Genomic DNA, 21,901 nt, shown 5'->3' on the forward strand with positions numbered 1-21,901 from the left:
CGTGGCTTCGCATTAACGCGAAGTTGAGCATTTTGTCCGATATGGCGGCAATGTTCGCCCGAATTGCGCTCGCCGCGGCCACCGCCGCCCTGTTCGCCATGCCCGCGCACGCCGGAGGTCTAATGGTCAAGCTGATCGACCAGGCAGGCCGTCCCGTTCCCGACGCGGTCATCACGGTCAAGCCGTCGGCCGGTATCCCGCGCGGGCCGATCCGCTTTCCCTGGGGCACGTCGATCGTCCAGCAGGGCATCGCGTTCAACCCGCACGTCCTGATCGTTCCGGTCGGCGCCACCGTCGCCTTTCCCAACAAGGACAAGGTGCGTCACCATGTCTACTCCTTCTCCAAACCGGCGCGGTTCGAGCTCAAGCTCTATGGCCGCGACGAAAGCCACAGCTACACGTTCAAGACCGCCGGCGCGGTCGCGATCGGCTGCAACATCCACGATTCGATGAGCGGCTTCATCAAGGTCGTCGATACGCCCTTCGCCGCCAAGTCGGCCGCCAGCGGCGTCGCCAGCATCGCCGCGATCCCTGCCGGGCCGGCGACGGTGACGGTGTGGCATCCGCGCCTGCGTGCGCGCGGCAATGAAATGACGTGGACGGTGCCCATCTCGGCTACCGGCGACGCGTCGCGCCAGGCGACGCTGCAGCTGCGATGATGCCGGTGCCGCTCCCCGAGGCGCTGCTGCGCGGCTGGAGCCGGTTTCATCCGCTCGCGTCCTTGTCGCGCAAGCTGACGATCTTTTACGCGGTGCTGTTCGGCGCTGCCGTCGCACTGATCCTGGGCGGCGCGCGTTGGGGTATCGAACGCTATGCCGAGCGGATCGTCAACGCGGAGATGGCGTCGGGTAGCGCGGTGTTCGATCGCATCACCGCGATGCGCTACACGCAATTGGGCGACGCCAGTCGCGTGCTCGCCAGCGATTTCGGCTTTCGCTCCGCCGTGGCGACCGGCGATGCTCCCACGATCGCATCGGCGCTCGACAGCCTGCAGCAGCGGCTCGGCCTCGCGCAGGCGTTCCTGGTCGGCACCGACGGCAGCGTGGTCGGCTATCGCGGGACGCTGACCGATCGCGACGCTGCGGCGCTGTTCGATGCACTCGATGCCGGCGCGCGGCGCGGCGTGCTGCGCATCGGCGATACCGATTTCAGCGCGGCGGCGACGCCGGTCAAGGCACCGGTGCTGGTCGGCTGGGTGGTGTTCGCCAACCGCCTCGACGCCGCCGAACTTGGCAGCCTCGCGCAATTGTCGGCGATCGATCTCAAGCCCAGCATCGTCTCGGCAGGCGCGCTTCCCGCCGGCGTGCCGCTCAGCACCGATGCCGACAGCCCCGCGACCGAACGGCTGGTCGATGGCGAGCGCATGCTGGCGCATGCAACGCCGATCCCGGCATTCGGCGGTGGCGAGGCGCCGGTGCTGCTGCTCGAATACAGCCTTACCCGAGCCCTTCGCGACTATGCGCCGATGCTGTGGCTGGTGCTGGCGTTCGGCATCATCGGCATCGCCGTCGCGATCGTCGGCAGCTGGTTCCTCGCCCAGGCATTGACGCGCCCGATCAAGGCGCTCGAACGCGCCGCGCGCAAGGTTTCGGCGGGCGAACATGCGCAGGTCACAGTCACCACCCGCGACGAGATCGGCACCCTCGCGACCAGCTTCAACCGGATGGTCGACGACATCGCCGAACGCGAACGCCAGATCGCGCACATGGCGTTCCATGACGATCTGACCGGCCTCGCCAATCGCACGCTGCTGCGCGAGCATCTGGCGATGGCGCTGGCGCGGCTCGGTGACGACCGCAAGCTGGCGCTGCTCTGCCTCGATCTCGATAATTTCAAGGTGGTCAACGACACCCTCGGCCATCCCACCGGCGACGCGCTGTTGTGCATGGTCGCGGAGCGGCTGGGGCAGGTCGTCGGCGACGGGTTCGTCGCGCGGCTCGGCGGCGACGAATTCGCGGTGGTTACGTCGGACGACGGCCGCCCGCTCGACCGGCTCGCGCGCGAGATCATCCAGGTCGTGTCATCACCGTGCACCGTCAATGGCCACCGCGTCGTGCCCGGCACCAGCATCGGCATCGCCATCGCCCGCCAGGACGGCGACGATCCGACCGATCTGCTCAAGAATGCCGACCTCGCGCTGTACCGTGCGAAGCAGGACGGAAAGGGCGGCTTCCGCTTTTTCGAGGCCGCGATGGACGCCGAGGCGCAGAAGCGCCGCCAGATGGAACTCGACCTCCACGACGCGATCGCCAATGGCGAACTGCACCTGATGTTTCAGCCTTTGTTCAATCTGGGCGAAGGTCGCGTCAGCGCGTTCGAAGCGCTGCTGCGCTGGAACCATCCGGTGCGCGGGCTGGTATCCCCGGTCGATTTCATCCCGCTGGCGGAGGATACCGGATTGATCCTGCCGATCGGCGAATGGGTGATCCGCGAAGCGTGCCGCGCGGCGATGCGCTGGCCCGATCACGTCCGCGTCGCCGTAAACGTCTCGGCGGTGCAGTTCCGCAACCCGGGCCTCAACGCCGTCGTCCTGCAAGCGCTGGGCGAAAGCGGCCTCGCGCCGCAGCGGCTCGAGCTCGAGATCACCGAGAGCCTGTTCATCGAGAATGTCGAAGGCGTGCTGGCGTCGCTGCATTCGCTGCGCGCGATGGGCGTGCGCGTCGCGCTCGACGATTTCGGCACCGGCTATTCGTCCTTGAGCTATCTGCGCGCCTTCCCGTTCGACAAGATCAAGATCGACCGCAGCTTCATCATCGACCTGATGTCGTCCAAGGGCGCGACCGCGATCATCAAGTCGATCACGACGCTGGCCGACGCGCTCGGCATGGAAACCACCGCGGAAGGCGTGGAGAACGAAGGCCAGCTCGACATCTTGCGCGAGCAGGGCTGCTCCCAGATCCAGGGCTTCTATTTCAGCAAGCCGTTGGTGGAGGCGGACGTCGCCGCGCTGTTCCTGCCCGGCGGCGGCGAAATGCCCGAGAGTGCGCAGGCGGCGTAGTTAGTTGAGCGGCACCGGCCCACTGCCCCACCCGGCCACCCATACAGAATATGCTAGATGGGTGGCCGGGTGGGGGGAGTGGGCCGGTGCCACTATCCGCGTGAGCGGATCAAAGGCACCGACTCCACCGCGCAAAAATGGCGGTCGGCAGTACCAGCCCGCGTGCCTCCTCGCGCACGCCCAGTTCGCCCGCCTCGACCGTCCCGCCCAGGTCGCCGAAATGCTGGCGCACCAGCTCGCCGATCGCCAGCGCGGACATCCGCACCGCATAGACCGTCAGGAACAGGAATCGCGATTCGGCATCGAGCAGCCGCCGGCAATCGCCGATCAGGTCGGGCAGCCCTTCCTCCAGCTTCCACACCTCGCCATTCGGCCCGCGGCCCCATTTCGGCGGGTCGAGAATGATCCCGTCGTATCGCCGCCCGCGCCGCACCTCGCGCGCCACGAAGCGTTCGGCGTCCTCGACCAGCCAGCGGATCGGCGCATCGGCCATCCCCGACGCCGCGGCATTGGCACGCGCCGCCTCGACCGATTTCTTCGACGCATCGACATGCACCATCCGCGCGCCCTTCGCCGCCAGCGCCAGCGTGCCGACGCCGGTATAGCCGAACAGGTTCATGCATTCGGGGGAGGGATGATCCGCAATCTTTCCCCGCATCCACTCCCACACCGGCGCCATGTCGGGAAAGAACCCCAGATGCCGGAACGGCGTGTTGCTAGCGGTGAAGCGTGCCTCGTTCCACGACAGCTCCCAGCCATCCGGCACCGGCTTGTCGAAGCGCCACTTCCCGCCGCCATCCTCGTCCGCGCCGGGCACGAACTCGCCATGCGCATCCCAGGCGTCGGACGCGGGCGCCCACAGCGCCTGCGGCTCGGGCCGGATGAAGCGATAGGGACCATAGCGTTCGAGCTTGCGGCCATGGCCGGAGTCGACCAGGCCGTAATCGGTCCATGGTTCGCCAGTAAGGGTAACAAGGTCCACAGATTATCCGTTCGTTTCGAGCGAAGTCGAGAAACCGCCACGGTGTACTGCTTGAGCGTTTCTCGACTTCGCTCGAAACGAACGGAAGGACGAATATTTCACGGCGCCACCGCCCGCTCGGCGACATAGCCGCTCACCGCCTCGAACGTCGCTGCCACGCTGTCGAACCGCTCCTCGCGCTCGAACAGGTCGCCGATCCGCGCCGGCAGTGCCGGCCGCACTCCGGTTGCGCGCTCGACCGCGTCCGGGAATTTGGCCGGATGCGCGGTCGCCAGCGTCACCACCGGTATCGTTGGATCGAGCTCCAGCTCGCGCGCCGCCGACAGGGCGATCGCGGTGTGCGGGTCGATCACCTGCCCGGCGCGCTCCGACGCCCAGCGCATCGCCTGCGCCATCGCCTCCCCGTCGACCGACGCGCTGGCGAACAGCCCGGCCGCCCCCTGCGTCTGCGCATTGGTCAGCCGCATCGCCTTGCTCGCCTCGAATCCCGCCATCTGCCCTGCCAGCGCCGCGCCGTCGCGCCCGCCGACGTCGAACAACAGCCGTTCGAAGTTCGAGCTGACCTGGATATCCATCGACGGCGTCGCGGTCGGGGTCACGCTCGCGCTCGAATAATCGCCGCTCGACAGCGCGCGGTGGAGGATGTCGTTGACGTTGGTCGCGACCAGCAGCCTGGCGATCGGCAGCCCCATCCGGGCGGCGACATGGCCTGCGAACACATCGCCGAAATTACCGGTCGGGACCGAAAAGGCGACCGTCCGCTCGGGCGCGCCCAGCCGGGCCGCGGCGTAGAAATAATAGACCACCTGCGCCATCAGCCGCGCCCAGTTGATCGAATTGACCGCCGACAGGGTGAAGCGCCCGGCGAAATCGCGATCGTTGAACATCGCCTTGACCAGCGCCTGCGCCGTATCGAAATCACCGTCGATCGCGATATTGTGGACGTTGGGCGCGAGCACCGTCGTCATCTGCCGCCGCTGCACGTCCGACACGCGGCCGGCCGGATGCAGCATGAAGATGTCGATGCCCTTGCGGCCCGCTACCGCATCGATCGCCGCCGACCCGGTATCGCCCGACGTCGCGCCGATGATGGTCAGATGCCTGTCGGTGCCGCTCAGGAAGCGTTCGAACAACTGTCCCAGCAGTTGCAGCGCGACGTCCTTGAACGCCAGCGTCGGCCCATGGAACAGCTCGAGCAGCCAGTGGCGCTGGTCGATCTGGACCAAAGGCGTCACCGCATCGTGCGCGAACCGGCCATAGGCGGCGGAGCACAGGTCGCGCAGTTCGTCCTCGGACAAGCTGCCCGCCACGAATGGCGCCATGACCCGGACGGCGGTCTCGACATAGGAAAGCCCAGCCAGCTCGGCGATTGCGTCGCGGGTAAAGCTCGGCCAGGCTTCGGGCACATACAACCCGCCATCCCCGGCAAGCCCCGCCAGCGTCGCCCCCTCGAAATCGAGGACCGCCGCATTCCCCCTGGTGCTGATGTAGCGCATGGCGCTCGCCGATAGCGGGGCGGGAAGGAGGGGGCAAGGAAGCGACGGATCACTCCCGCGCAGAATTAGGGATCGGTGACGATGTGCGCTATGCCATTGGCACCGCCGCACCATGCCCAAGCACAGCGCCGGCCGAGAGACACTGGTGCTCCCGCTTGTCCGGGAGAATGTCGCGTGCCGATTCACACCTACCACAGCCGCCGCGAACGCACGGAAATAGTGATGGCGGCCGATGCCGACAGCGCCGTCGCGCGGATCGCGCATCGCAAGCTGGCGGCGTTGCACGCGCTGTCGGCGGACCGGGCGGTGGAAGCGGCCGTCTGGCGGGCGCGGGGCGAATCGCCGATCGCCCAGCCGACCGTGTTGTGACGGTCGGCACCGATCCACCGCACGCCAGCAAGATCGCGGTCGTGGGAGTGGGTCATGTCGGCGCGACCGCGGCCTATGCGCTGATGCTGCGCGCCTTGTGCCACGAGATCGTTCTGATCGACAGCGACTCCGCGCTGGCCAGCGCCGAGGCGGCGGATCTGTCGGACGCCAATGCCTTGGCCCGCCCCACGCGGATTCGGGCGGGATCTTTTGCCGATGCGGCCGATGCGGCGATCGTGGTGCTGACGGCTGGGGCGGCATCGCATGGTGATCAGTCCCGGCTGTCGCTGGCGACCGAAAGCGCGCCGATCGTTACGCAATGCGTGCGCGATCTGGCAGCCCACGGGTTCGGCGGTATCCTGGTGGTCGCGGCGAACCCTGTGGATCTGATGACGCTGCTGGCGATCCGGCACTCAAAGCTCGAGCGCAAGCGCGTCGTCGGCACCGGCACGCTGCTCGATACCGCCCGCATCAAACAGGCGCTCGGCGCCCAGGTCGCCATCGCCCCTAGCGCGATCGAAGCCTATGTAATCGGCGAACATGGCGACAGCGAAGTGCCGGTGTTCTCCACCGTCCGGATCGGTGGCCAGCCGATCGGACGTCGCGTCAATCGCAGTCAGCGCAACGCGCTGGCAGTCGGCGTGCGCGATGCCGGATATCGCATCGTCGAGGGCAAGGGCTTCACCTCCTTCGGCATCGCCACCGCGATCGTCCGCATCTGCGAAGCGATTCTGCGCGACGAGCGGTCCGTACTTCCGGTCAGCAGCTGGGTCGGCAAGACCTATGGCCCGATCGACCTGTGCCTCAGCCTGCCCTGCGTCATCGGCGCGGACGGTATCAAGGAAATCCTGTTCCCGATGCTCGATGACGAGGAACAGGTCGCACTGGTGGCTTCGGCGGCGCAACTTGCGGACGCGCTGGCCGTGCTCGACCGGGTGGTGTGAACCCAGTTCGGCTTTAGCGACCACCCCGCCGCCGAACCGCCAGCAGGTAGATCACCCCCGCGATCCCCGCGAACAGAAACCACTGCACCGCGTACGCCAGGTGGTTGTTCGGTATCCCCGATGGATCGGGCCGCCTGCTCGCTTTCAGCCCCGCGACCGGTTCGGTCGCGACCAGCATCAGCCGCCGTTCGCTGCCGCCGCCCAGCATCCGCTGGACCACCGGGGTGGGGTCGGGGGCGTAGGTGATCGTGCCGGTCACCACTCCGCCCGGCCAGTCGGGTGCGGGCTGGCTTGGGTCGCTCGCCACGCCCAGTTCGACCACCGCACCGTTGGCGCAGGTCGCCAGGTGGCGGTATCCGTTGCTGCCGTCCGCCGCACGGCCGCCCTCGCGGCGCCAGTCGCCGGGGGATCGGCAGTCCAGCCGGGCGGTGCGGAACAGCACGCTCTCGTCGGCCGCGCCAAGCGGAAACGCGATCGCCGGCAGCGCGTCATTGCTGGCATAGCGCGCGAGCAGCGCTTCCTTGCCCGCGCGGCGGTCGAGTTGCCACACGCCCAGCGCGATCATCAGCGCGATCGCCGCGACAACGACGATCGTGGACAGGATCGGCAGTCGCCTCATTGCCCGTCACTCCGGTGCTCGCGCGCCTCGTTGCGCCATTCCAGCGCGAGCAGCGCCCCCTTGGCGGCGCGCAGCGAGAGCAGCACGCCGATCGCGGTCAGCGGCAGCCACAGCAGCACATGCACCCACCATGGCGGCCCCACCGCCAGCTCCAGCCAGATCGCCAGCACGGTGATGATCGTGCCGATGCCCAATGTCAGGAACGCCGCCGGTCCGTCGCCGACGTTGAAGCTCGCGAAATCGAGGCCGCATTTGCTGCACGCCGGCGCGAACCGCGCCCACCCGTCGAACAGGGTCGGCGCACCGCAGCGCGGGCACAGCCCCCGAAATGCGACTTGGGCGGGAGTGGGGGTGCCCACTCCCGCCCGTGCGGCATCCGAAGGATCGGTCGGGTCAGCCACCGTGAATGGGTGCGCCCCAGCTGCCCCAGACATAGACGGTGACGAACAGGAACAGCCACACCACGTCGACGAAATGCCAGTACCAGGCGGCCGCTTCGAAGCCGAAATGCTGGCGCGGGGTGAAATCGCCGCGATAGGCGCGGACCAGGCAGACGATCAGGAAGATCGTGCCGATCGCGACGTGGAAGCCGTGGAAGCCCGTCGACATGTAGAAGGCCGCGGCATAGTTGGTGCCGGTGAAGGCGAACGGCGCGTGCGCATATTCATATGCCTGGATGCTCGAGAACAGCAGTCCGAGCAGGATCGTCGCCCACAGCCCCTTGAGCACACCGTCATTCTCGCCGACGCCGATCAGGCCCCATGCCCCGCGCTTGGCACCGCCGCGCTGACCGTGGATCAGCGCATGATGCGCCCAGGTCACGGTGGTCCCCGACAGCAGCAGGATGAAGGTGTTGAGCAGCGGGAAGCTGAACGGATCGATCACCTCGATGCCCTTGGGCGGCCATTGCGCCACCGCATCGGCGACGACGGTCGCCGCCCCGTCGGCGACTTCGAGCGGGACCGGGAACAGGCTGAAATCGAACCACGACCAGAACCAGCCGACGAAGAACATCACTTCCGACGCGATGAACAGGATCATGCCATAGCGCAGGTGGAGCTGGACCACTGGCGTGTGGTCGCCCGAATTCGCCTCACGCACCACATCGGCCCACCACGAATACATGGTGAACAGCACGCCTGCGAGCCCGGCGAGGAAGATCCAGCCACCGCCATTGGCCTCGCGCATCCACATGATGCCGCCCGCCGCCATCGCCAGCGACGACATCGATCCGACCAGCGGCCAGATGCTGGGGGGAAGAATATGATATTCGTGGTTCTTGGCACCGGCCATCGTCGTCGCTTCCTGCTTGGTCTGTCGCAAAGGGCTCTAGCTTGCGGCCTTCGCGGAATCCACTGGGTAAAATGTGTACGAGAGCGTGATCTCTTCGATCCGGCTGGCTTCCTCGTCCTCCAGGATCGAGGGATCGACGTAGAACACCACCGGCATGCGCACTTCCTCGCCGGGCTGCAGCGTCTGCTCGGTGAAGCAGAAGCACTGGATCTTGGTGAAATACGATCCCGCCAGCGCCGGCGTCACGTTGAACGTCGCGGTGCCGGTGATCGGCTTGTCCGAAAGGTTCTTGGCGGTGAAGAACGCCATGTCGCGCGCGCCGATGGCGATGCGCTGCGCGCGCTGCTCGGGCTTGAACGCCCATGGCAGCGCGGTGCTGGTGTTGGTGTCGAACGCCACCGTGACTTGGCGATCGATCGCGCCGGGCGCGGCATCGGCGACCTGGGTGGTGCCGTTCAATCCGGTGACCTGGCAGAACATGCGGTACAGCGGCACGCTGGCGAAGCCGACCCCGCCCATGAAGAACACGAACGCGAAACCGAGCAAGGCGGTGCGAAGGTTACGGCTCATCCGAAGCCCGCCTTGATCTTGGCGATGGTGATCGCGAACATCAGCACCACGAACGCTGCCAGCAGCAGTGCCAGCACCTTCGATCGCGACTTCTGCCGCGCGCGAACCAGATCCTGGTCGTCGGGGGTCATGCGAACACCAGCCGGTCGGTGGCAAGCCCGCCGAACAGCAGGAACAGGTACAGGATCGAAAAGGCGAACAGCGATTTCTCGGGTTTCATCGCGTCGTTCTCGCCGCGCGTGCGGGTCGCGACGCGCAGCGCCAGCACGGCGAAGATCGCACTGCCGACGATCGCGGTCAGGCCGTACGCATCGCCGGCAAGGCCGAGCGCCCATGGCGCGACCGCGCAGGCGGCCATCGCGATCGTATACAGGCCGATCTGGGTCCGCGTCGTGCGCTCGCCCGCCACCACCGGCAGCATCGGCACGCCTGCGGCCGAGTAGTCGGCCTTCATGAACAGCGCGAGCGCCCAGAAATGCGGCGGCGTCCACAGAAAGATCAGCCCGAACAGCAACAGCGGCAGCGCGGTGACGTCGCCGGTCGCCGCGGCCCAGCCGATGATCGGCGGAAACGCGCCTGCCGCGCCGCCGATGACGATATTCTGCGGCGTGCGGCGCTTGAGCCACACGGTATAGATGAGCACGTAGAACAGGATCGACCCGAGCAGGATCGCCGCCGACAGCCAGTTGACCGCAAGCCCCATCAGCAGCACCGAAAACGCCGACAACCCGACGCCGAAGTGGAGCGCCGCCTGCGCGTCCATCCGCCCGGCCGGCAGGGGGCGCTTCGCGGTACGCTTCATCACCGCGTCGATATCGGCCTCGTACCACTGGTTGAGCGCGCCCGACGCGCCTGCGCCCAGCGCGATGCACAGGATCGCGGTGAACCCGATGACGGGGTCGATCGCCACCGGCGCCGCCAGCATCCCGCACAACGCGGTGAACACGACCAGCGTCATCACACGGGGCTTGGTCAGCGCCAGGAAGTCGCGCCAGTCGGCTGGCAGCGGATACGCGGCAACGGATATAGTCGTGGCGTTCATCGGTTCGCTCGCATGTGGCCAGGCGCGACCGCTCGTCGCACGCGGGCCGGGGGGCGGCTCGGGATGGTCTCGCGATGCGAGCCGCAAGGAAAGCGTCGCTGGTCGGCAGCGGCGCTTGCCTTGCGGCCCATCCGGCGCGGGGCCGGATGGGCGCGAAAGGTGCCTCAATCGATCTTGGGCAGCGTCTCGAACTGGTGGAACGGCGGCGGGCTGGACAGCGTCCATTCCAGCGTCGTCGCGCCTTCGCCCCACGGGTTGCCTTCGGCCTTCTTGCCCGCTGCCATCGACCAGAACAGGTTGATGAAGAACGCGACCATGCCCAGCGCCATGATGACATAGCCCCAGCTCGCAATCTCGTTCCAGTGCGCATAGGCGTCGGGATAGTCGGGATAGCGCCGCGGCATGCCCTGCAGACCCAGGAAATGCATCGGGAAGAACAGCACGTTCACGCCGATGAAGAACACCCAGAAGTGCACCTGGCCGAGGAACTCGTTGTACATCTTGCCCGACATCTTCGGGAACCAGTAGTAGAAGCCGGCGAACAGCCCGAACACCGCGCCCAGCGACAGCACATAGTGAAAATGCGCCACCACGTAGTAGGTGTCGTGCATATAGTCGTCGACCCCGCCGTTCGCGAGCACGACGCCGGTTACGCCGCCGACCGTGAACATGAAGATGAACCCGATCGCCCACAGCATCGGCGTCTTGAAGCTGATCGAACCGCCCCACATCGTCGCGATCCACGAGAAGATCTTGACGCCCGTCGGGACCGCGATGACCATCGTCGCCGCGGTGAAATACATCTTGGTATTCACGCTGAGGCCGGTGGTGAACATGTGGTGCGCCCACACCACGAACCCGACCACGCCGATCGCGACCATCGCGTACGCCATGCCGAGATAGCCGAACACCGGCTTGCGGCTGAAGGTCGCGACGATCTGGCTGACGATGCCGAAGCCCGGCAGGATCATGATGTAGACTTCGGGATGGCCGAAGAACCAGAACAGATGCTGGTAGAGCACCGGATCGCCGCCGCCGGCCGGATCGAAGAAGGTGGTGCCGAAATTACGGTCGGTCAGCAGCATGGTGATCGCCGCGGCCAGTACGGGAAGCGCGAGCAGCAGGAGGAATGCGGTGACCAGTACCGACCATACGAACAGCGGCATCTTGTGCAGCGTCATGCCCGGAGCGCGCATGTTGAAGATGGTGGTGATGAAGTTGATCGCGCCCAGGATCGAGCTCGCCCCGGCCAGATGCAGCGACAGGATCGACATGTCGACGGCCGGCGAGGTCTCGCCATAGGTCGACAGCGTCGGATACACCGTCCAGCCGGTACCCGCGCCGCCGAAGAACGGCGAGGCGAGCAGCAGCGTGAAGGCGGGGACCAGCAGCCAGAACGACACGTTGTTCATGCGCGGGAACGCCATGTCGGGCGCGCCGATCATGATCGGCACGAACCAGTTGCCGAACCCGCCGATCATCGCCGGCATCACCATGAAGAACACCATGATCAGGCCATGCGCGGTAATCAGCACGTTCCACAGGTGCAGCGCCTCGTCGAACGACGCTTCGCCGCCCGCAAGATACGCGGCCCATACCGGCAGATGCTGGATGCCCGGCTCGGCCAGTTCCATGCGCATCAGGCCGGAGATCGCCCCGCCGATGATCCCCGCGACGATCGCGAAGATCAGGTACAGCGTGCCGATGTCCTTGTGGTTGGTCGACATGAACCAGCGTGCGAAGAACGCCGGCTTGTGATCGGCGTCATGATGATGGTCATGCGCGCCATGCGCTTCGAAGGCGCTGGGGGTAAGGGCGGTGTCGGTCATGGCTTATTGATCCGCATTGCCGAGCGCACCGGCATTACCGGTGGCGGCCTGGTTCGAAACGGGGGACGTGGCGGCGCCGTTCACCAGCGCATCGTCGCTGGCCGGGACCGCGGCGTTCGCCGGGGTCGCGGTGTCGTCGGCGGGGGTACCCGCGGCGGCGGGGGCGGCGGCAGGCGCTTCCTCGCCCGGCATCGTGCCGCCCTTGGCGCGGATCCACTGCGCGAACACCGCGGGCGACACCGCCTCAACCGCGATCGGCATATAGGCGTGGCGCGCGCCGCACAGTTCGCTGCACTGGCCGAAATACAGACCCGGCTTGTCGATGGTGAAGCTGGTCTCGTTGAGGCGACCGGGAACCGCGTCGAGCTTGATCCAGAATGCCGGCATCGCCCAGCTGTGGATGACGTCGTTGCCGGTGGTGATCAGGCGGATCGGAACGCCGACCGGCAGCACCACGCGGTTGTCGACCGCCAGCAGGCGCGGGCCGTCGGCATCGGTGCGTGCGCGCTGGCCCGGCTGGACCTCGCTTGGCTCGCGCAGCATGTTGGCGGTCAGCGCGACGCCGCCATGATCGGGATATTCGTAGGACCAATACCATTGGTTGCCGATCGCCTTGAGCGTCACGGCATTGTCGGGTGCAGGCTTGTACTGGCGCGCCAGCAGCCCGATCGACGGCACCGCGATCGCCACCAGGATCAGCACCGGCGCCAGCGTCCAGACGACCTCGATGAACGTGTTGTGCGACGTCTTCGACGGCACCGGGTTGGCGGCGCGGCGATAGCGAACGATCGTCCACACCAGCAGCACCAGAACGAAGATCGAGATGATCGTGATCAGCGGCACCAGGATCACATTGTGGAACCATGCCGCCTGTTCGCCGGTCGCGGTGACCTGCGGCTGGACACCCAGGCGTCCGTCGACCGGCTGGCCGATGCCCGCGGTCGGGGTCAGGATCGGCGTGCCATCGGCATTGAGCGTCGGATCGGCGGGTGTCGCTTCGGCCGCGGGCGCCGCACCGGTCGGAACCGCGGCAGCCGGGTCGGCGGTGCCGGCGGCAGGCGCGGCCGCCGCGGGTTGCGCCGCGGCCGGTTGCGGCACTTCGCCGGCAGTCTGCGCGGACACACCCGTCCCGGCGAGCATCAGGCCCGCGGCAAGGACGATCGACTTCAACCCAGGCATTCGCATCGTGTCGTTTCACCCGTGATTCTGGCCGCGCGCCGCGGTCGGGCGCGCAGGCGGGACCAACCCCGTCGCCGCGCCTATAGGCCGCACTGCCGCTTGTCTCAAGCTGTGGACAGTGTTTTTGTACGCAGTTGCGGCAAGGCCGGTGCATAGTTATTTCGATCACACTGCACGCCGATACGGGGGCCATCGTGACCGACGACGAGATTCTCGCGGAATTCCGCGCGGCCGACGCGCTGCTCGAAGGGCATTTCATCCTGTCTTCAGGGCTGCGCTCGTCCCGCTACCTGCAATGCGCGCGGGTGTTGATGGACCCGGTACGCGGCGCGCGGCTGGCGAACGCGCTGGTAGCGCGGCTGCCCGCCGACATCCGCGCGCGAGTCGAAGCGGTGGTATCCCCGGCGATGGGCGGCGTCATCGCCGGGCATGAAATGGGCCGCGCGCTGGGCGTGTCCGCGATGTTCCTTGAGCGTCCCGAGGGGGTGTTCGAACTGCGCCGCGGCTTCCGGCTCGACCCCGGTACCCGAGTCTTGATGATGGAAGACGTCGTCACCACCGGGCTCAGCTCGCGCGAAGCCATCGCCGCGATCGGCCGTGCGGGCGGCGAAGTCGTCGCGGCGGCGGCGCTGGTCGACCGCTCGGGCGGCACGGCCGACCTCGGCGTGCCGTTCTTCCCGCTGATCGCGCTTGATGTGCCGACCTACGAGGCGGATGCGGTTCCGCCCGAACTGGCGGCGATACCGGCGGTGAAGCCCGGCAGCCGGGTGGCGGCATGATCGCGCTGGCGCTGGCGCTTGCGGCGCAGGATGCGGGCGCGCTGGAGGGGCTGATTCGGAAGAGCGGGTTCGACCACGGCTATGCATTGATCGCCCGAGAAGACGCCATTTTGCTGGAAAAAACGATCGTCGATTGCACGCCGCCGAATGATGGCAAGGAGCATTTCTGCAACGACCATCCATTGCCCCCCGATCCTCGGTTTCCGTTCGCGTCGATCAGCAAGCAGATGGCGGCCGTGGTGACGATGCAGGCGATCGATGCCGGCAGGATCGCGCTCGAAGCGCCGATCGACCGCTATCTCGGCACGCTTGCAGGCAACGCCGCGGCCCCGACCGTGCGGCAATTGCTCCAGCACCAGTCGGGCCTGCGCAACTCGAACGACTCCGCTGCCGATGCGAAGGGCGATCCCTCCTTCTATTCCACCGGTCCGAACGGCGCGGATTGGTGCCTGACCGATCGCAAGGAGCCGGGCGGCGACTGGTCGTACAATAATTGCGACACCATCGTGCTCGAGGCGGTGCTGCAGAAGGCGACGGGCAAGTCGATCAAGCACCTGTTCGAAGAAGGCGTGGCGCAGCCGCTGGGACTGACGCGGACCTATTATCTGCCGGGCAGCGATCCGGACGAGCTGCTCGGCAGCCTGACCGCGCGCGCCTTTGCCGGCTACGGCGCGGCCGGCAGCTTGACCGGCACTCCGCGCGAATTGCTGGCGATCGACCGCGCGCTGCTGGCCGGCACGCTGCTTTCGGCGAAATCGCGCGCGGTGCTGTGGGACGGCGATCCGCGGCTCGGCTACATGGCGATTGGCCAATGGGTATTCGATGCCCCGCTCACGGGTTGTGCCAGGCCGGTTCGGATCGTCGAGCGGCGCGGCGATATCGGCGGCAACCAGGCGCGCAACATCCTGCTGCCCGACAGCGGCACGGTGGTGATCCTGTTCACCAGCGATGGCGATTTCGACTTTGGCGAAATCTGGCAGGGCAAGGGGCTGAGCCACGACCTGCTCGCCGCGGTGGCCTGCCCATGACGCACCACCTCCGCCTCGGCGTCAACATCGACCATGTCGCGACGGTGCGGAATGCGCGCGGTTCGGGCTATCCCGATCCGGTGCGCGCGGCGCTGCTGGCGGCGGAGGCGGGGGCTGACGGGATCACCGCTCATCTGCGCGAGGATCGCCGCCACATCACCGACGCCGACATTGCTCGGCTGTCGCAGGAACTGACCATTCCGCTCAATCTCGAAATGGCCGCGACCGACGAGATGCTGGCGATCGCGCTCAAGCATCGCCCCCACGCAGCGTGCATCGTCCCGGAAAAGCGGGAGGAACGCACCACCGAGGGCGGGCTCGACGCCGCCGGCCAGCACAGCCACCTGGCGCCGATGGTGTCCGAACTGGCGGGCGCGAACATCCGCGTATCGCTGTTCATCGAACCCGACCCGCGCCAGATCGAGGCGGCGCTGCGCATGGGCGTACCCGTCGTCGAACTCCACACCGGCCGCTATTGCGAGCTGGACGGCGAAGCGCAGACCGCCGAGCTGCGCCGCATCGCCGACGCCGCGGCACTGGCGGCGAAGAACGGCATCGAGGTCCATGCCGGCCACGGCCTGACCTTCGACAATGTCGTGCCCATCGCCGCGATCCCGCAGGTCCGCGAGCTCAACATCGGCCATTTCCTGATCGGCGAGGCGATCTTCGACGGGCTGGGTCCGGTGGTGCGGCGGATGCGCGACCTGATGGATTCGGCGCGGTGATCCTCGGGCTTGGCTCCGACCTGTGCAACATCGAGCGCATCCAGGCGTCGCTCGACCGTTTCGGCGACCGCTTCCTCCACCGCGTCTTCACCGAGACCGAGCGGGCCAAGGCGGCGCGTCGCCCGCACACCGTCGCCGGAACGCTTGCGAAACGCTTTGCCGCGAAGGAGGCGTTTTCCAAGGCGGTCGGCACCGGCTTCAACCAGGGCGTGTTCATGCGCGACATCGGCGTGGTCAACGCTCGCTCGGGCGCGCCGACGCTGGCGCTTACCGGAGGTGCGGCAGCGAGGGTTGACGCGATGACGCCCGATGGCCACGTCACCCGCATCCATGTGACGCTTACCGACGATCATCCCTGGGCACAGGCATTCGTGATCCTTGAAGCGATACCCAAGTGACGAGGATGGCTGGATGGCTGCCGACGACCTGGCGTTGAAGAACGAAGACGGAGTCGCGGCAGGCGCGCCCAAGAAGCGCGAGGCGACCGACTGGTGGGCCGAGGCGCGCGGACTGGTCTGGCTGGTGCTGGCGGTGCTCGGCTTCCACAGCTTCATCGCCAAGCCCTTCTACATTCCCAGCGAATCGATGCTGCCCGGGCTGCTGGTCGGTGACCGGCTGGTCGTCACCAAATATCCCTACGGCTATTCGTACATCTCGCCGACCTTCCACGTCATGCCGTTCACCCCGGGACGCCTGTTCGGCGCGCTGCCCGAGCGCGGCGATGTCGTTATCGTCACCCCGCCGGGATCGCGCACCGATTACATCAAGCGCGTGATCGGCTTGCCCGGCGATGTCATCGAGGTGCGCTCGGGCACGGTGTTCCTCGACGGTCAGGCGGTGCGGCGCCGCGCGATGGGCGATCGGCTGGTCCCGGTCGATGCCAACACCCGCTGCGAGCCCGAACATTATGCCGGTCGCCGTATCGAAGGCGAGGACGGGCGCCTGTATTGCAGCCTGCCGATCTTTCGCGAAACGCTGCCCGGCGGGCGCGCCTACGACACCGTCGATCTCGGCTGGAGCGAAGGCGACGACTATGCTCCGGTGCGGGTCCCCGCCGGGCACGTCTTCCTGATGGGCGACAACCGCGACAACAGTGCCGACAGCCGCTTTTCGGTCGCGCGCAACGGTCTGGGCGGGCCGGTGCCGTGGGAGAATGTCGGCGGTCGGGCGGAATTCATCACCTTCTCGCTCGACGGCACCGCGACGTGGAACCCGCTGAGCTGGTTCCAGTCGCTGCGCCCCGGCCGTGCCGGGACCTCGCTCCACCCGCAGCGCGGCGGCGATTGACGATGGCGTTCCAGCTCTATGACTATTTCCGTTCGTCGGCGTCGTACCGCGTGCGGATCGCGCTCAATCTCAAGGCGTGCGATTATGTCCGCCATGATATCTCGCTGGTTGAGGGGCAGCAGCGCTCACCCGAGCATCTCGCGCGCAATCCGCAGGGCTATGTCCCCGCGCTCGACATCGGCGAAGCGGTGCTTACCCAGTCGCTGGCGATCGTCGAATGGCTCGACGCGACCTTTCCGGAACCCCGGCTGATCCCCGCCGAGCCGCTGGCGCGCGCCCGGACGATGGCGCAGGCATTGCTGATCGCGTGCGATATCCACCCGCTCAACAACCTGGGCGTGCTGCGGCGCCTGAAGGACCAGTTCGACGCCGATCAGGCCGGGCGTGACGACTGGTATCGCCACTGGGTGACCCAGGGGTTCACCGCATTGGAGGCGCAGGCAGGCGACGGCGCATATCTGGGCGGCGACGCGCCCGGCATCGCCGACGTGTTCCTGGTGCCGCAGATGTTCAACGCCCGCCGACTGGAGACGCCGCTCGAGGCATTTCCGAAGCTGGTCGCGATCGATGCGCGGGCGTGTGCCATCCCTGCATTCGCGGCGGCGCATCCCGATCGGGTGGGGCCCGACTTACCCTGACCCGTTCGTTTCGAGCGTAGTCGAGAAACCGCCAAGTAGCGCGCGATAACCGTTTCTCGACTTCGCTCGAAACGAACGAGGTTGGGATCAATCCGGCAACTGAAACCGGAAAGCTGGACCGCTGATCACCTCGTCGAACAGCGCCAGATACGCATCGATCGAATCTTCCTCTCTCCCAACCGGCACCTCCGGCCGCGGCCGCTCGAGCCATTCGCCGATTGCCGCCACCAGCCCCGCTGCGTCCTCGCGCGCCACCACGCTGCCCTGATCGGGGCCGACGATCTCGCGCACCGCGACGCTGGCATCGGTGGCGACCACGGGGGTGCCGAGCGCGATCGCTTCGCGCAGCACGCCCGGAACGCCTTCGAAATCGCTGGTCAGCAGCACCAGCGCCGCAGCCCGCATCGCCGGCAATGGATCGGCGACATAGCCGGGCAGCGTTACGCGGTCTGCGATTCCCAGGGTTCTCGCTTGTGCTTCGAGCGCGCCGCGCGCGTCACCCTCGCCGGCGATCAGCAGGGAGAGGTCGCGATCGGGGAGCAATGCGAATGCCGCCAGCGCCCGGTCCCAGCGCTTCTGCCGCGCCAGCCGGCCCACGCCAAGGACGAAGCGCCCCTGCGGCAGCGCGATCGGCGCGGCGTCCGACAGCGCAGTAGGCGGCGGATTGGCGATCACCGCGATCCGGTCGTGCGGCATCGCCATCGCCGCCTCCGCCTCCCGCGCCATGCCCGGCGTCATCGCCACCAGTGCGTCGAGGAAGCGCGGATGCAGCTTGAGCCAGCGGCGATAGCCCCAGGCGACGGGGGCGGGCTGGTCGCCGCGAACCAGCGCGTTGGACAGCTTGCCGACGATCGGCGGACACTTGCGTCCCAACCGCAGCCGCAGCATCGCCGCGATCGCGCTGTAGTGATTGCCGGGACAAAAGATCAGGTCGGGTGCCGCTGCCCGCACGCGCTCGGCGATCGCCAGCAGCGCGGTGTAGCGCGCGTCGCCCAGCTCGACCGTCTCGACCGAAGGCGGCACTTCGCCGGCCAGCGGCCCGCTGGCATCGCCGATCAGCAGCGTCACCCGGCGGCCGCGCCCCGCCCAGCCGCCCGCCATGCGCAGCAGCGCACGTTCGACACCGCCGCCGTCGAGGCTCTGCGCGAACGACAGGATGTGCCGCGCCTGGGGGGAAGGGATCGCAGTCATGGCTTGCACCGCGCCTTGCTTAGGCCCAAATTCGCGCATCAAGAAACCATATTGCGGGCCGATCGCACCGGGTGAAAGAGTGCGATCCTCGCGCGACGGGCGGATTTGCGGGTGTGACTGCGTTACCGTAATACGCTGAAATTGCTGGATCACACGGGGCGCGGAAACCAAATCACGTGAAACAAGCCGATCGCGGGGCGCACGCTGCCGCCAGCGCCATCGAAGCGCCGATCCCCGGGGCCAGCGATCTGACCGGTCTCGAGCCCATCGAACGTATCCGCAAGCGCTGGCCCACCGTGCTTGGTGCGCTGCTGAGCGCGGCGATGATCGTCGGGCTGGCACGCGAGCTGTTCGGCGAAGGGCTTGTCGCGCTCCAGAATTCGGTGCCGACCAGCGCCGGCTTCTACATCGCCTTCGTGATCCTGTATCTGTCGCCGCCGACCTTCGATTACGTCATCTTCCGCCGATTGTGGGGCATTCCGCTCGCCGGCATGGCCGCGCTGCACAAGAAGCGGATCGCCAACGAAGTCGTGCTCGGATATTCGGGCGAAGCGTTCTTCTATGCCTGGGCGCGGCAGCGCATGAAGATGGTCGCCGCGCCGTTTGGCGCGGTCAAGGACGTCGGCATCCTGTCGGCGATGGCTGGCAACGGCATCACCCTGGCAATGATCGCAATCGCGCTGCCGTTCGCGGGCGGGCTGCTGACCGACGACCAGTTCGACAAGCTGCTGATCTCGACCGGCGTGATCTTCGCCATGTCGGTGCCGTTCCTGATCTTTTCGAAGCGCGTCTTCTCGCTCGATCGCGGCACCTTGTGGTGGGTGTTCGGGATCCACTGCCTCCGGCTGGTCGTGGGCTCGACGATGATCGCGCTGGCGTGGCATTTCGCGATGCCCGATATCGGCGTCGGCACCTGGCTCATCCTGGCCGCCGGGCGCCTGCTGGTGTCGCGCCTGCCGCTGGTGCCTTCCAAGGACCTTCTTTTCGCCAATTTCGCGATTATTTTAATAGGACAGGGCGAGGCGCTTTCCGAACTGATGGCCGTGACCGCAGCATTGGTATTGCTGCTTCACATCATCCTGATCGCGGCGTTCAGCCTGCACGCAATTACGAGGAAACAGCAATGACGGCGAAGATGATCTTCACGGCCGCCGCGCTCGTCGCTTCGTCGGCGGCGGTCCCTGCGGCGGCACAGGCGGCGGCACTCGGCCCCGACGGTCAGGCCTGCGCGCAAGGCGATGGCCCCGCCATCCGGGTCAACGTGTTCGGTCTCAAGGACCGCAGCGGACGTCTGAAGCTCGAACTATATCCCGCGAACGAAGACGATTTTCTCAAGGACGACACGAAGCTCAAGGCCGAGGGCAAGACCTTCCGTCGGATCTGGGCCGACATGCCGGCTTCGGGCGCTGTCAGCCTGTGCATCAAGGCGCCGGCGCCGGGCAAATACGCGCTGCTGTTCACGCACGACCGCGACGGCAAGAACAAGTTCAATTTCTGGAAGGACGGCGCCGGCTTTCCCAGCAACACCAAGCTCGGACGCAGCCGCCCCGATCTCGGCCAGGCGGTGATCGCGGTCGGCCGCGGCGTGACCACCACCAACATCACCGCGCAATATCTGCGCGGACTCGGCGGGTTCAGCCCGCTCGGCAGCTGATCCGATGCGCGTCGTCGACGTCAACGAGTTCTACTCGCCGACCGGCGGCGGCGTGCGCACCTATATCGACCGCAAGATGTCGATCATGGCCGATCTCGGCCACGAGCTGGTCGTTCTGGCGCCGACGCGCGACGATGATTGGATCGAAGAGCGTCCCGGCGGCGGCACCATCCACTGGATCAAGGCGCCGCCGCTGGTCGTCGACAAGAATTACGGCATGTTCTGGGATGCCGAGCCGATCACGTCGCGGCTCGATGCACTCGGCGCAGACGTGGTCGAGGCCAGCTCGCCGTGGCGCCCGGCAACGATCGTCGCCGACTGGCAGGGCGATGCCGTCAAGATCCTGTTCGCCCATGGCGACAACATGGCCGCCTATCCGCTGCGCTGGTTCGAAGGGCTGGCCTCGCCCGCGACGATCGAGCGGGCGTTCGGCTGGTACACCCGGCGCATGGACGATCGGCTCGAACATTACGACGCCTTCGTCACCAACGGCCCGGCGCTGGCCAAGCGTTTTGCCGCGCGCGGCCACCGCGTCGATGCGTCGATGGCCCTGGGCATCCAGCGCGGCACTTTCTCTCCCGATCTGCGCGACGAGGGTCTGCGCGCTGCCTTGCTGGCGCAGGTCGGACTGCCGCCGCAAGCGCATCTCCTGCTGGGGATGGGGCGGCATCACCCCGAAAAGCGCTGGCCGATGGTGATCGACGCGGTCGAGCGCGCCGGGGCCGATCTGCCGGTGGGCCTGATCCTGCTCGGCGACGGCATCGAGCGCCGCGCGCTGGCGCGGCGAGTCGAGGGCAGCCCGCACATCCGCCTGTTCCGCCCGGTCTACGACCGCGATCGCTTCACCCGCATCGTGGCGAGCGCGGACGCGCTGATCCACGGATCCGACGTCGAGCCGTTCGGGCTGGTCGCCGCCGAAGCGCTTGCATCGGGGCTGCCGCTGATCGTCCCCGACGAAGGCGGCTGCTTCGAACTGGCCGAGCCGCAATTCGCGGAAACCTACAAGGCGCGCGACGCGAAATCGGCAGCCGAGGCGATCCACCGCCTGTTCGCCCGCGAACCCCGCATCCTGCGCGCCGCTGCCCGCCATGCCGCGGCGCAGGTACGCACCGACGTCGACCATGCCCGCGACCTGATGGCATATTACCAGACGCTGATCGACGCGCGCGGCGGGGGTGTGGCAAGAACGGGGTGAAATTTCTCCGTCCGTTCGTTTCAAGCAAAGTCGAGAAACGTGGACCGGGCGCTACGTTGCGGTTTCTCGACTTCGCTGGAAAC

Annotated in this window: 24 protein-coding genes; 13 read left to right on the forward strand and 11 right to left on the reverse strand. The window is 67.2% G+C overall.

The window, feature by feature from the left end:
• Positions 1 to 50: 50 nt before the first annotated feature.
• A complete protein-coding gene (locus FHY50_RS13195; protein ID WP_140231382.1) occupies positions 51 to 659 on the forward strand; it encodes a cupredoxin domain-containing protein in 609 nt (202 codons plus the stop codon).
• Positions 596 to 2,998 carry a putative bifunctional diguanylate cyclase/phosphodiesterase gene (locus FHY50_RS13200; RefSeq protein ID WP_244935374.1) on the forward strand — a complete coding sequence of 801 codons (2,403 nt, stop codon included), beginning with the start codon at positions 596 to 598 and terminating at the stop codon, positions 2,996 to 2,998. The genes FHY50_RS13195 and FHY50_RS13200 overlap by 64 nt, the downstream gene beginning before the upstream one ends.
• Before the next feature lie 109 nt (positions 2,999 to 3,107).
• Here the strand turns inward: FHY50_RS13200 and FHY50_RS13205 are convergent, their stop codons facing one another.
• Positions 3,108 to 3,980 (reverse strand): class I SAM-dependent rRNA methyltransferase, encoded by an 873-nt coding sequence (locus FHY50_RS13205; RefSeq protein ID WP_140231383.1) that lies wholly within the window; start codon positions 3,978 to 3,980, stop codon positions 3,108 to 3,110.
• Positions 3,981 to 4,078: 98 nt separating this feature from the next.
• Positions 4,079 to 5,476, reverse strand: a complete 1,398-nt coding sequence (thrC, locus tag FHY50_RS13210; RefSeq protein WP_140231384.1) for a threonine synthase — start codon at positions 5,474 to 5,476, stop codon at positions 4,079 to 4,081.
• A gap of 222 nt (positions 5,477 to 5,698) precedes the next feature.
• Between thrC and FHY50_RS14420 the strand changes: the two genes are divergently transcribed.
• Complete coding sequence (locus FHY50_RS14420; protein WP_243846649.1) at positions 5,699 to 5,845, forward strand: hypothetical protein; 147 nt, start codon at positions 5,699 to 5,701, stop codon at positions 5,843 to 5,845.
• Positions 5,842 to 6,789, forward strand: coding sequence for an L-lactate dehydrogenase (locus FHY50_RS13215; RefSeq protein ID WP_244935375.1), 948 nt, complete (start codon positions 5,842 to 5,844; stop codon positions 6,787 to 6,789). Before FHY50_RS14420 ends, FHY50_RS13215 begins: the two co-directional genes overlap by 4 nt.
• Positions 6,790 to 6,802: 13 nt before the next feature.
• On the opposite strand, the gene FHY50_RS13220 is transcribed toward FHY50_RS13215, so the two are convergent.
• The 8 genes from FHY50_RS13220 to coxB all read right to left on the reverse strand — a co-directional run bounded on the left by FHY50_RS13220 (position 6,803) and on the right by coxB (position 13,321).
• Positions 6,803 to 7,408, reverse strand: a complete 606-nt coding sequence (locus FHY50_RS13220; RefSeq protein ID WP_140231386.1) for an SURF1 family protein — start codon at positions 7,406 to 7,408, stop codon at positions 6,803 to 6,805.
• Complete coding sequence (locus tag FHY50_RS13225) at positions 7,405 to 7,842, reverse strand: DUF983 domain-containing protein (protein WP_140231387.1); 438 nt, start codon at positions 7,840 to 7,842, stop codon at positions 7,405 to 7,407. The genes FHY50_RS13220 and FHY50_RS13225 overlap by 4 nt, the downstream gene beginning before the upstream one ends.
• Positions 7,802 to 8,701 carry a cytochrome c oxidase subunit 3 gene (locus FHY50_RS13230; RefSeq protein ID WP_140231468.1) on the reverse strand — a complete coding sequence of 300 codons (900 nt, stop codon included), beginning with the start codon at positions 8,699 to 8,701 and terminating at the stop codon, positions 7,802 to 7,804. Before FHY50_RS13230 ends, FHY50_RS13225 begins: the two co-directional genes overlap by 41 nt.
• 36 nt (positions 8,702 to 8,737) lie before the next feature.
• Positions 8,738 to 9,271: a cytochrome c oxidase assembly protein gene (locus FHY50_RS13235; RefSeq protein ID WP_140231388.1), complete on the reverse strand. Its 534-nt coding sequence runs from the start codon at positions 9,269 to 9,271 to the stop codon at positions 8,738 to 8,740.
• Positions 9,268 to 9,402 carry a hypothetical protein gene (locus FHY50_RS14495; RefSeq protein WP_279588132.1) on the reverse strand — a complete coding sequence of 45 codons (135 nt, stop codon included), beginning with the start codon at positions 9,400 to 9,402 and terminating at the stop codon, positions 9,268 to 9,270. Before FHY50_RS14495 ends, FHY50_RS13235 begins: the two co-directional genes overlap by 4 nt.
• The gene (locus FHY50_RS13240) at positions 9,399 to 10,313 is read right to left on the reverse strand and encodes a heme o synthase (RefSeq protein WP_140231389.1); all 915 of its coding nucleotides are present in this window, start codon (positions 10,311 to 10,313) and stop codon (positions 9,399 to 9,401) included. Before FHY50_RS13240 ends, FHY50_RS14495 begins: the two co-directional genes overlap by 4 nt.
• A 164-nt stretch (positions 10,314 to 10,477) precedes the next feature.
• Positions 10,478 to 12,142: a cytochrome c oxidase subunit I gene (gene ctaD, locus FHY50_RS13245; protein WP_140231390.1), complete on the reverse strand. Its 1,665-nt coding sequence runs from the start codon at positions 12,140 to 12,142 to the stop codon at positions 10,478 to 10,480.
• 3 nt (positions 12,143 to 12,145) lie between these two features.
• Positions 12,146 to 13,321 (reverse strand): cytochrome c oxidase subunit II, encoded by a 1,176-nt coding sequence (gene coxB / locus FHY50_RS13250; RefSeq protein WP_166745449.1) that lies wholly within the window; start codon positions 13,319 to 13,321, stop codon positions 12,146 to 12,148.
• Positions 13,322 to 13,515: 194 nt separating this feature from the next.
• On the opposite strand from coxB, the gene pyrE reads away from it, so the two are divergent.
• The 6 genes from pyrE to maiA are packed head-to-tail and all read left to right on the forward strand — an operon-like array spanning position 13,516 to position 17,778.
• Positions 13,516 to 14,100 carry an orotate phosphoribosyltransferase gene (gene pyrE, locus FHY50_RS13255; protein WP_140231392.1) on the forward strand — a complete coding sequence of 195 codons (585 nt, stop codon included), beginning with the start codon at positions 13,516 to 13,518 and terminating at the stop codon, positions 14,098 to 14,100.
• Positions 14,097 to 15,128 carry a serine hydrolase domain-containing protein gene (locus tag FHY50_RS13260; protein WP_140231393.1) on the forward strand — a complete coding sequence of 344 codons (1,032 nt, stop codon included), beginning with the start codon at positions 14,097 to 14,099 and terminating at the stop codon, positions 15,126 to 15,128. The genes pyrE and FHY50_RS13260 overlap by 4 nt, the downstream gene beginning before the upstream one ends.
• Entirely contained in the window at positions 15,125 to 15,853 is a 729-nt protein-coding gene (locus FHY50_RS13265) for a pyridoxine 5'-phosphate synthase (protein WP_140231394.1), read from the forward strand. Before FHY50_RS13260 ends, FHY50_RS13265 begins: the two co-directional genes overlap by 4 nt.
• Positions 15,850 to 16,251, forward strand: a complete 402-nt coding sequence (gene acpS / locus FHY50_RS13270) for a holo-ACP synthase (protein WP_140231395.1) — start codon at positions 15,850 to 15,852, stop codon at positions 16,249 to 16,251. Before FHY50_RS13265 ends, acpS begins: the two co-directional genes overlap by 4 nt.
• Positions 16,252 to 16,264: 13 nt before the next feature.
• Positions 16,265 to 17,140 (forward strand): signal peptidase I, encoded by an 876-nt coding sequence (gene lepB, locus FHY50_RS13275; protein WP_140231396.1) that lies wholly within the window; start codon positions 16,265 to 16,267, stop codon positions 17,138 to 17,140.
• Between the two features lie 2 nt (positions 17,141 to 17,142).
• Positions 17,143 to 17,778, forward strand: a complete 636-nt coding sequence (gene maiA, locus FHY50_RS13280; RefSeq protein ID WP_140231397.1) for a maleylacetoacetate isomerase — start codon at positions 17,143 to 17,145, stop codon at positions 17,776 to 17,778.
• Between the two features lie 87 nt (positions 17,779 to 17,865).
• Here the strand turns inward: maiA and FHY50_RS13285 are convergent, their stop codons facing one another.
• Positions 17,866 to 18,969, reverse strand: coding sequence for a glycosyltransferase (locus FHY50_RS13285; protein ID WP_140231398.1), 1,104 nt, complete (start codon positions 18,967 to 18,969; stop codon positions 17,866 to 17,868).
• Positions 18,970 to 19,145: 176 nt separating this feature from the next.
• Here FHY50_RS13285 and FHY50_RS13290 point away from each other — a divergent pair, with 176 nt between their 5' ends.
• Genes FHY50_RS13290 through FHY50_RS13300 form a run of 3 tightly spaced genes read left to right on the forward strand, consistent with a single transcriptional unit; the run spans position 19,146 to position 21,818 of the window.
• Positions 19,146 to 20,096 (forward strand): hypothetical protein, encoded by a 951-nt coding sequence (locus tag FHY50_RS13290; RefSeq protein WP_244935376.1) that lies wholly within the window; start codon positions 19,146 to 19,148, stop codon positions 20,094 to 20,096.
• A complete protein-coding gene (locus FHY50_RS13295) occupies positions 20,093 to 20,623 on the forward strand; it encodes a DUF2141 domain-containing protein (RefSeq protein ID WP_140231399.1) in 531 nt (176 codons plus the stop codon). Before FHY50_RS13290 ends, FHY50_RS13295 begins: the two co-directional genes overlap by 4 nt.
• Before the next feature lie 4 nt (positions 20,624 to 20,627).
• Complete coding sequence (locus FHY50_RS13300; protein ID WP_140231400.1) at positions 20,628 to 21,818, forward strand: glycosyltransferase; 1,191 nt, start codon at positions 20,628 to 20,630, stop codon at positions 21,816 to 21,818.
• The last annotated feature ends 83 nt before the right edge of the window (positions 21,819 to 21,901 follow it).

The organism is Sphingomonas japonica (assembly GCF_006346325.1).
In the GTDB taxonomy this organism is placed as follows: domain Bacteria; phylum Pseudomonadota; class Alphaproteobacteria; order Sphingomonadales; family Sphingomonadaceae; genus Sphingomonas; species Sphingomonas japonica.

Excerpts from the sequence above, each read along its gene's own strand:
- FHY50_RS13195 (WP_140231382.1), top strand. The coding sequence starts at position 51 with ATGTTCGCCCGAATTGCGCTCGCCGCGGCCACCGCCGCCCTGTTCGCC.
- thrC (WP_140231384.1), bottom strand. The coding sequence starts at position 5,476 with ATGCGCTACATCAGCACCAGGGGGAATGCGGCGGTCCTCGATTTCGAG.
- FHY50_RS14420 (WP_243846649.1), top strand. The coding sequence starts at position 5,699 with ATGGCGGCCGATGCCGACAGCGCCGTCGCGCGGATCGCGCATCGCAAG.
- FHY50_RS13220 (WP_140231386.1), bottom strand. The coding sequence starts at position 7,408 with ATGAGGCGACTGCCGATCCTGTCCACGATCGTCGTTGTCGCGGCGATC.
- FHY50_RS13225 (WP_140231387.1), bottom strand. The coding sequence starts at position 7,842 with ATGTCTGGGGCAGCTGGGGCGCACCCATTCACGGTGGCTGACCCGACC.
- FHY50_RS13230 (WP_140231468.1), bottom strand. The coding sequence starts at position 8,701 with ATGGCCGGTGCCAAGAACCACGAATATCATATTCTTCCCCCCAGCATC.
- FHY50_RS13235 (WP_140231388.1), bottom strand. The coding sequence starts at position 9,271 with ATGAGCCGTAACCTTCGCACCGCCTTGCTCGGTTTCGCGTTCGTGTTC.
- FHY50_RS14495 (WP_279588132.1), bottom strand. The coding sequence starts at position 9,402 with ATGACCCCCGACGACCAGGATCTGGTTCGCGCGCGGCAGAAGTCGCGA.
- FHY50_RS13240 (WP_140231389.1), bottom strand. The coding sequence starts at position 10,313 with ATGAACGCCACGACTATATCCGTTGCCGCGTATCCGCTGCCAGCCGAC.
- ctaD (WP_140231390.1), bottom strand. The coding sequence starts at position 12,142 with ATGACCGACACCGCCCTTACCCCCAGCGCCTTCGAAGCGCATGGCGCG.
- coxB (WP_166745449.1), bottom strand. The coding sequence starts at position 13,321 with ATGCCTGGGTTGAAGTCGATCGTCCTTGCCGCGGGCCTGATGCTCGCC.
- FHY50_RS13260 (WP_140231393.1), top strand. The coding sequence starts at position 14,097 with ATGATCGCGCTGGCGCTGGCGCTTGCGGCGCAGGATGCGGGCGCGCTG.
- FHY50_RS13265 (WP_140231394.1), top strand. The coding sequence starts at position 15,125 with ATGACGCACCACCTCCGCCTCGGCGTCAACATCGACCATGTCGCGACG.
- lepB (WP_140231396.1), top strand. The coding sequence starts at position 16,265 with ATGGCTGCCGACGACCTGGCGTTGAAGAACGAAGACGGAGTCGCGGCA.
- maiA (WP_140231397.1), top strand. The coding sequence starts at position 17,143 with ATGGCGTTCCAGCTCTATGACTATTTCCGTTCGTCGGCGTCGTACCGC.
- FHY50_RS13285 (WP_140231398.1), bottom strand. The coding sequence starts at position 18,969 with ATGACTGCGATCCCTTCCCCCCAGGCGCGGCACATCCTGTCGTTCGCG.
- FHY50_RS13295 (WP_140231399.1), top strand. The coding sequence starts at position 20,093 with ATGACGGCGAAGATGATCTTCACGGCCGCCGCGCTCGTCGCTTCGTCG.
- FHY50_RS13300 (WP_140231400.1), top strand. The coding sequence starts at position 20,628 with ATGCGCGTCGTCGACGTCAACGAGTTCTACTCGCCGACCGGCGGCGGC.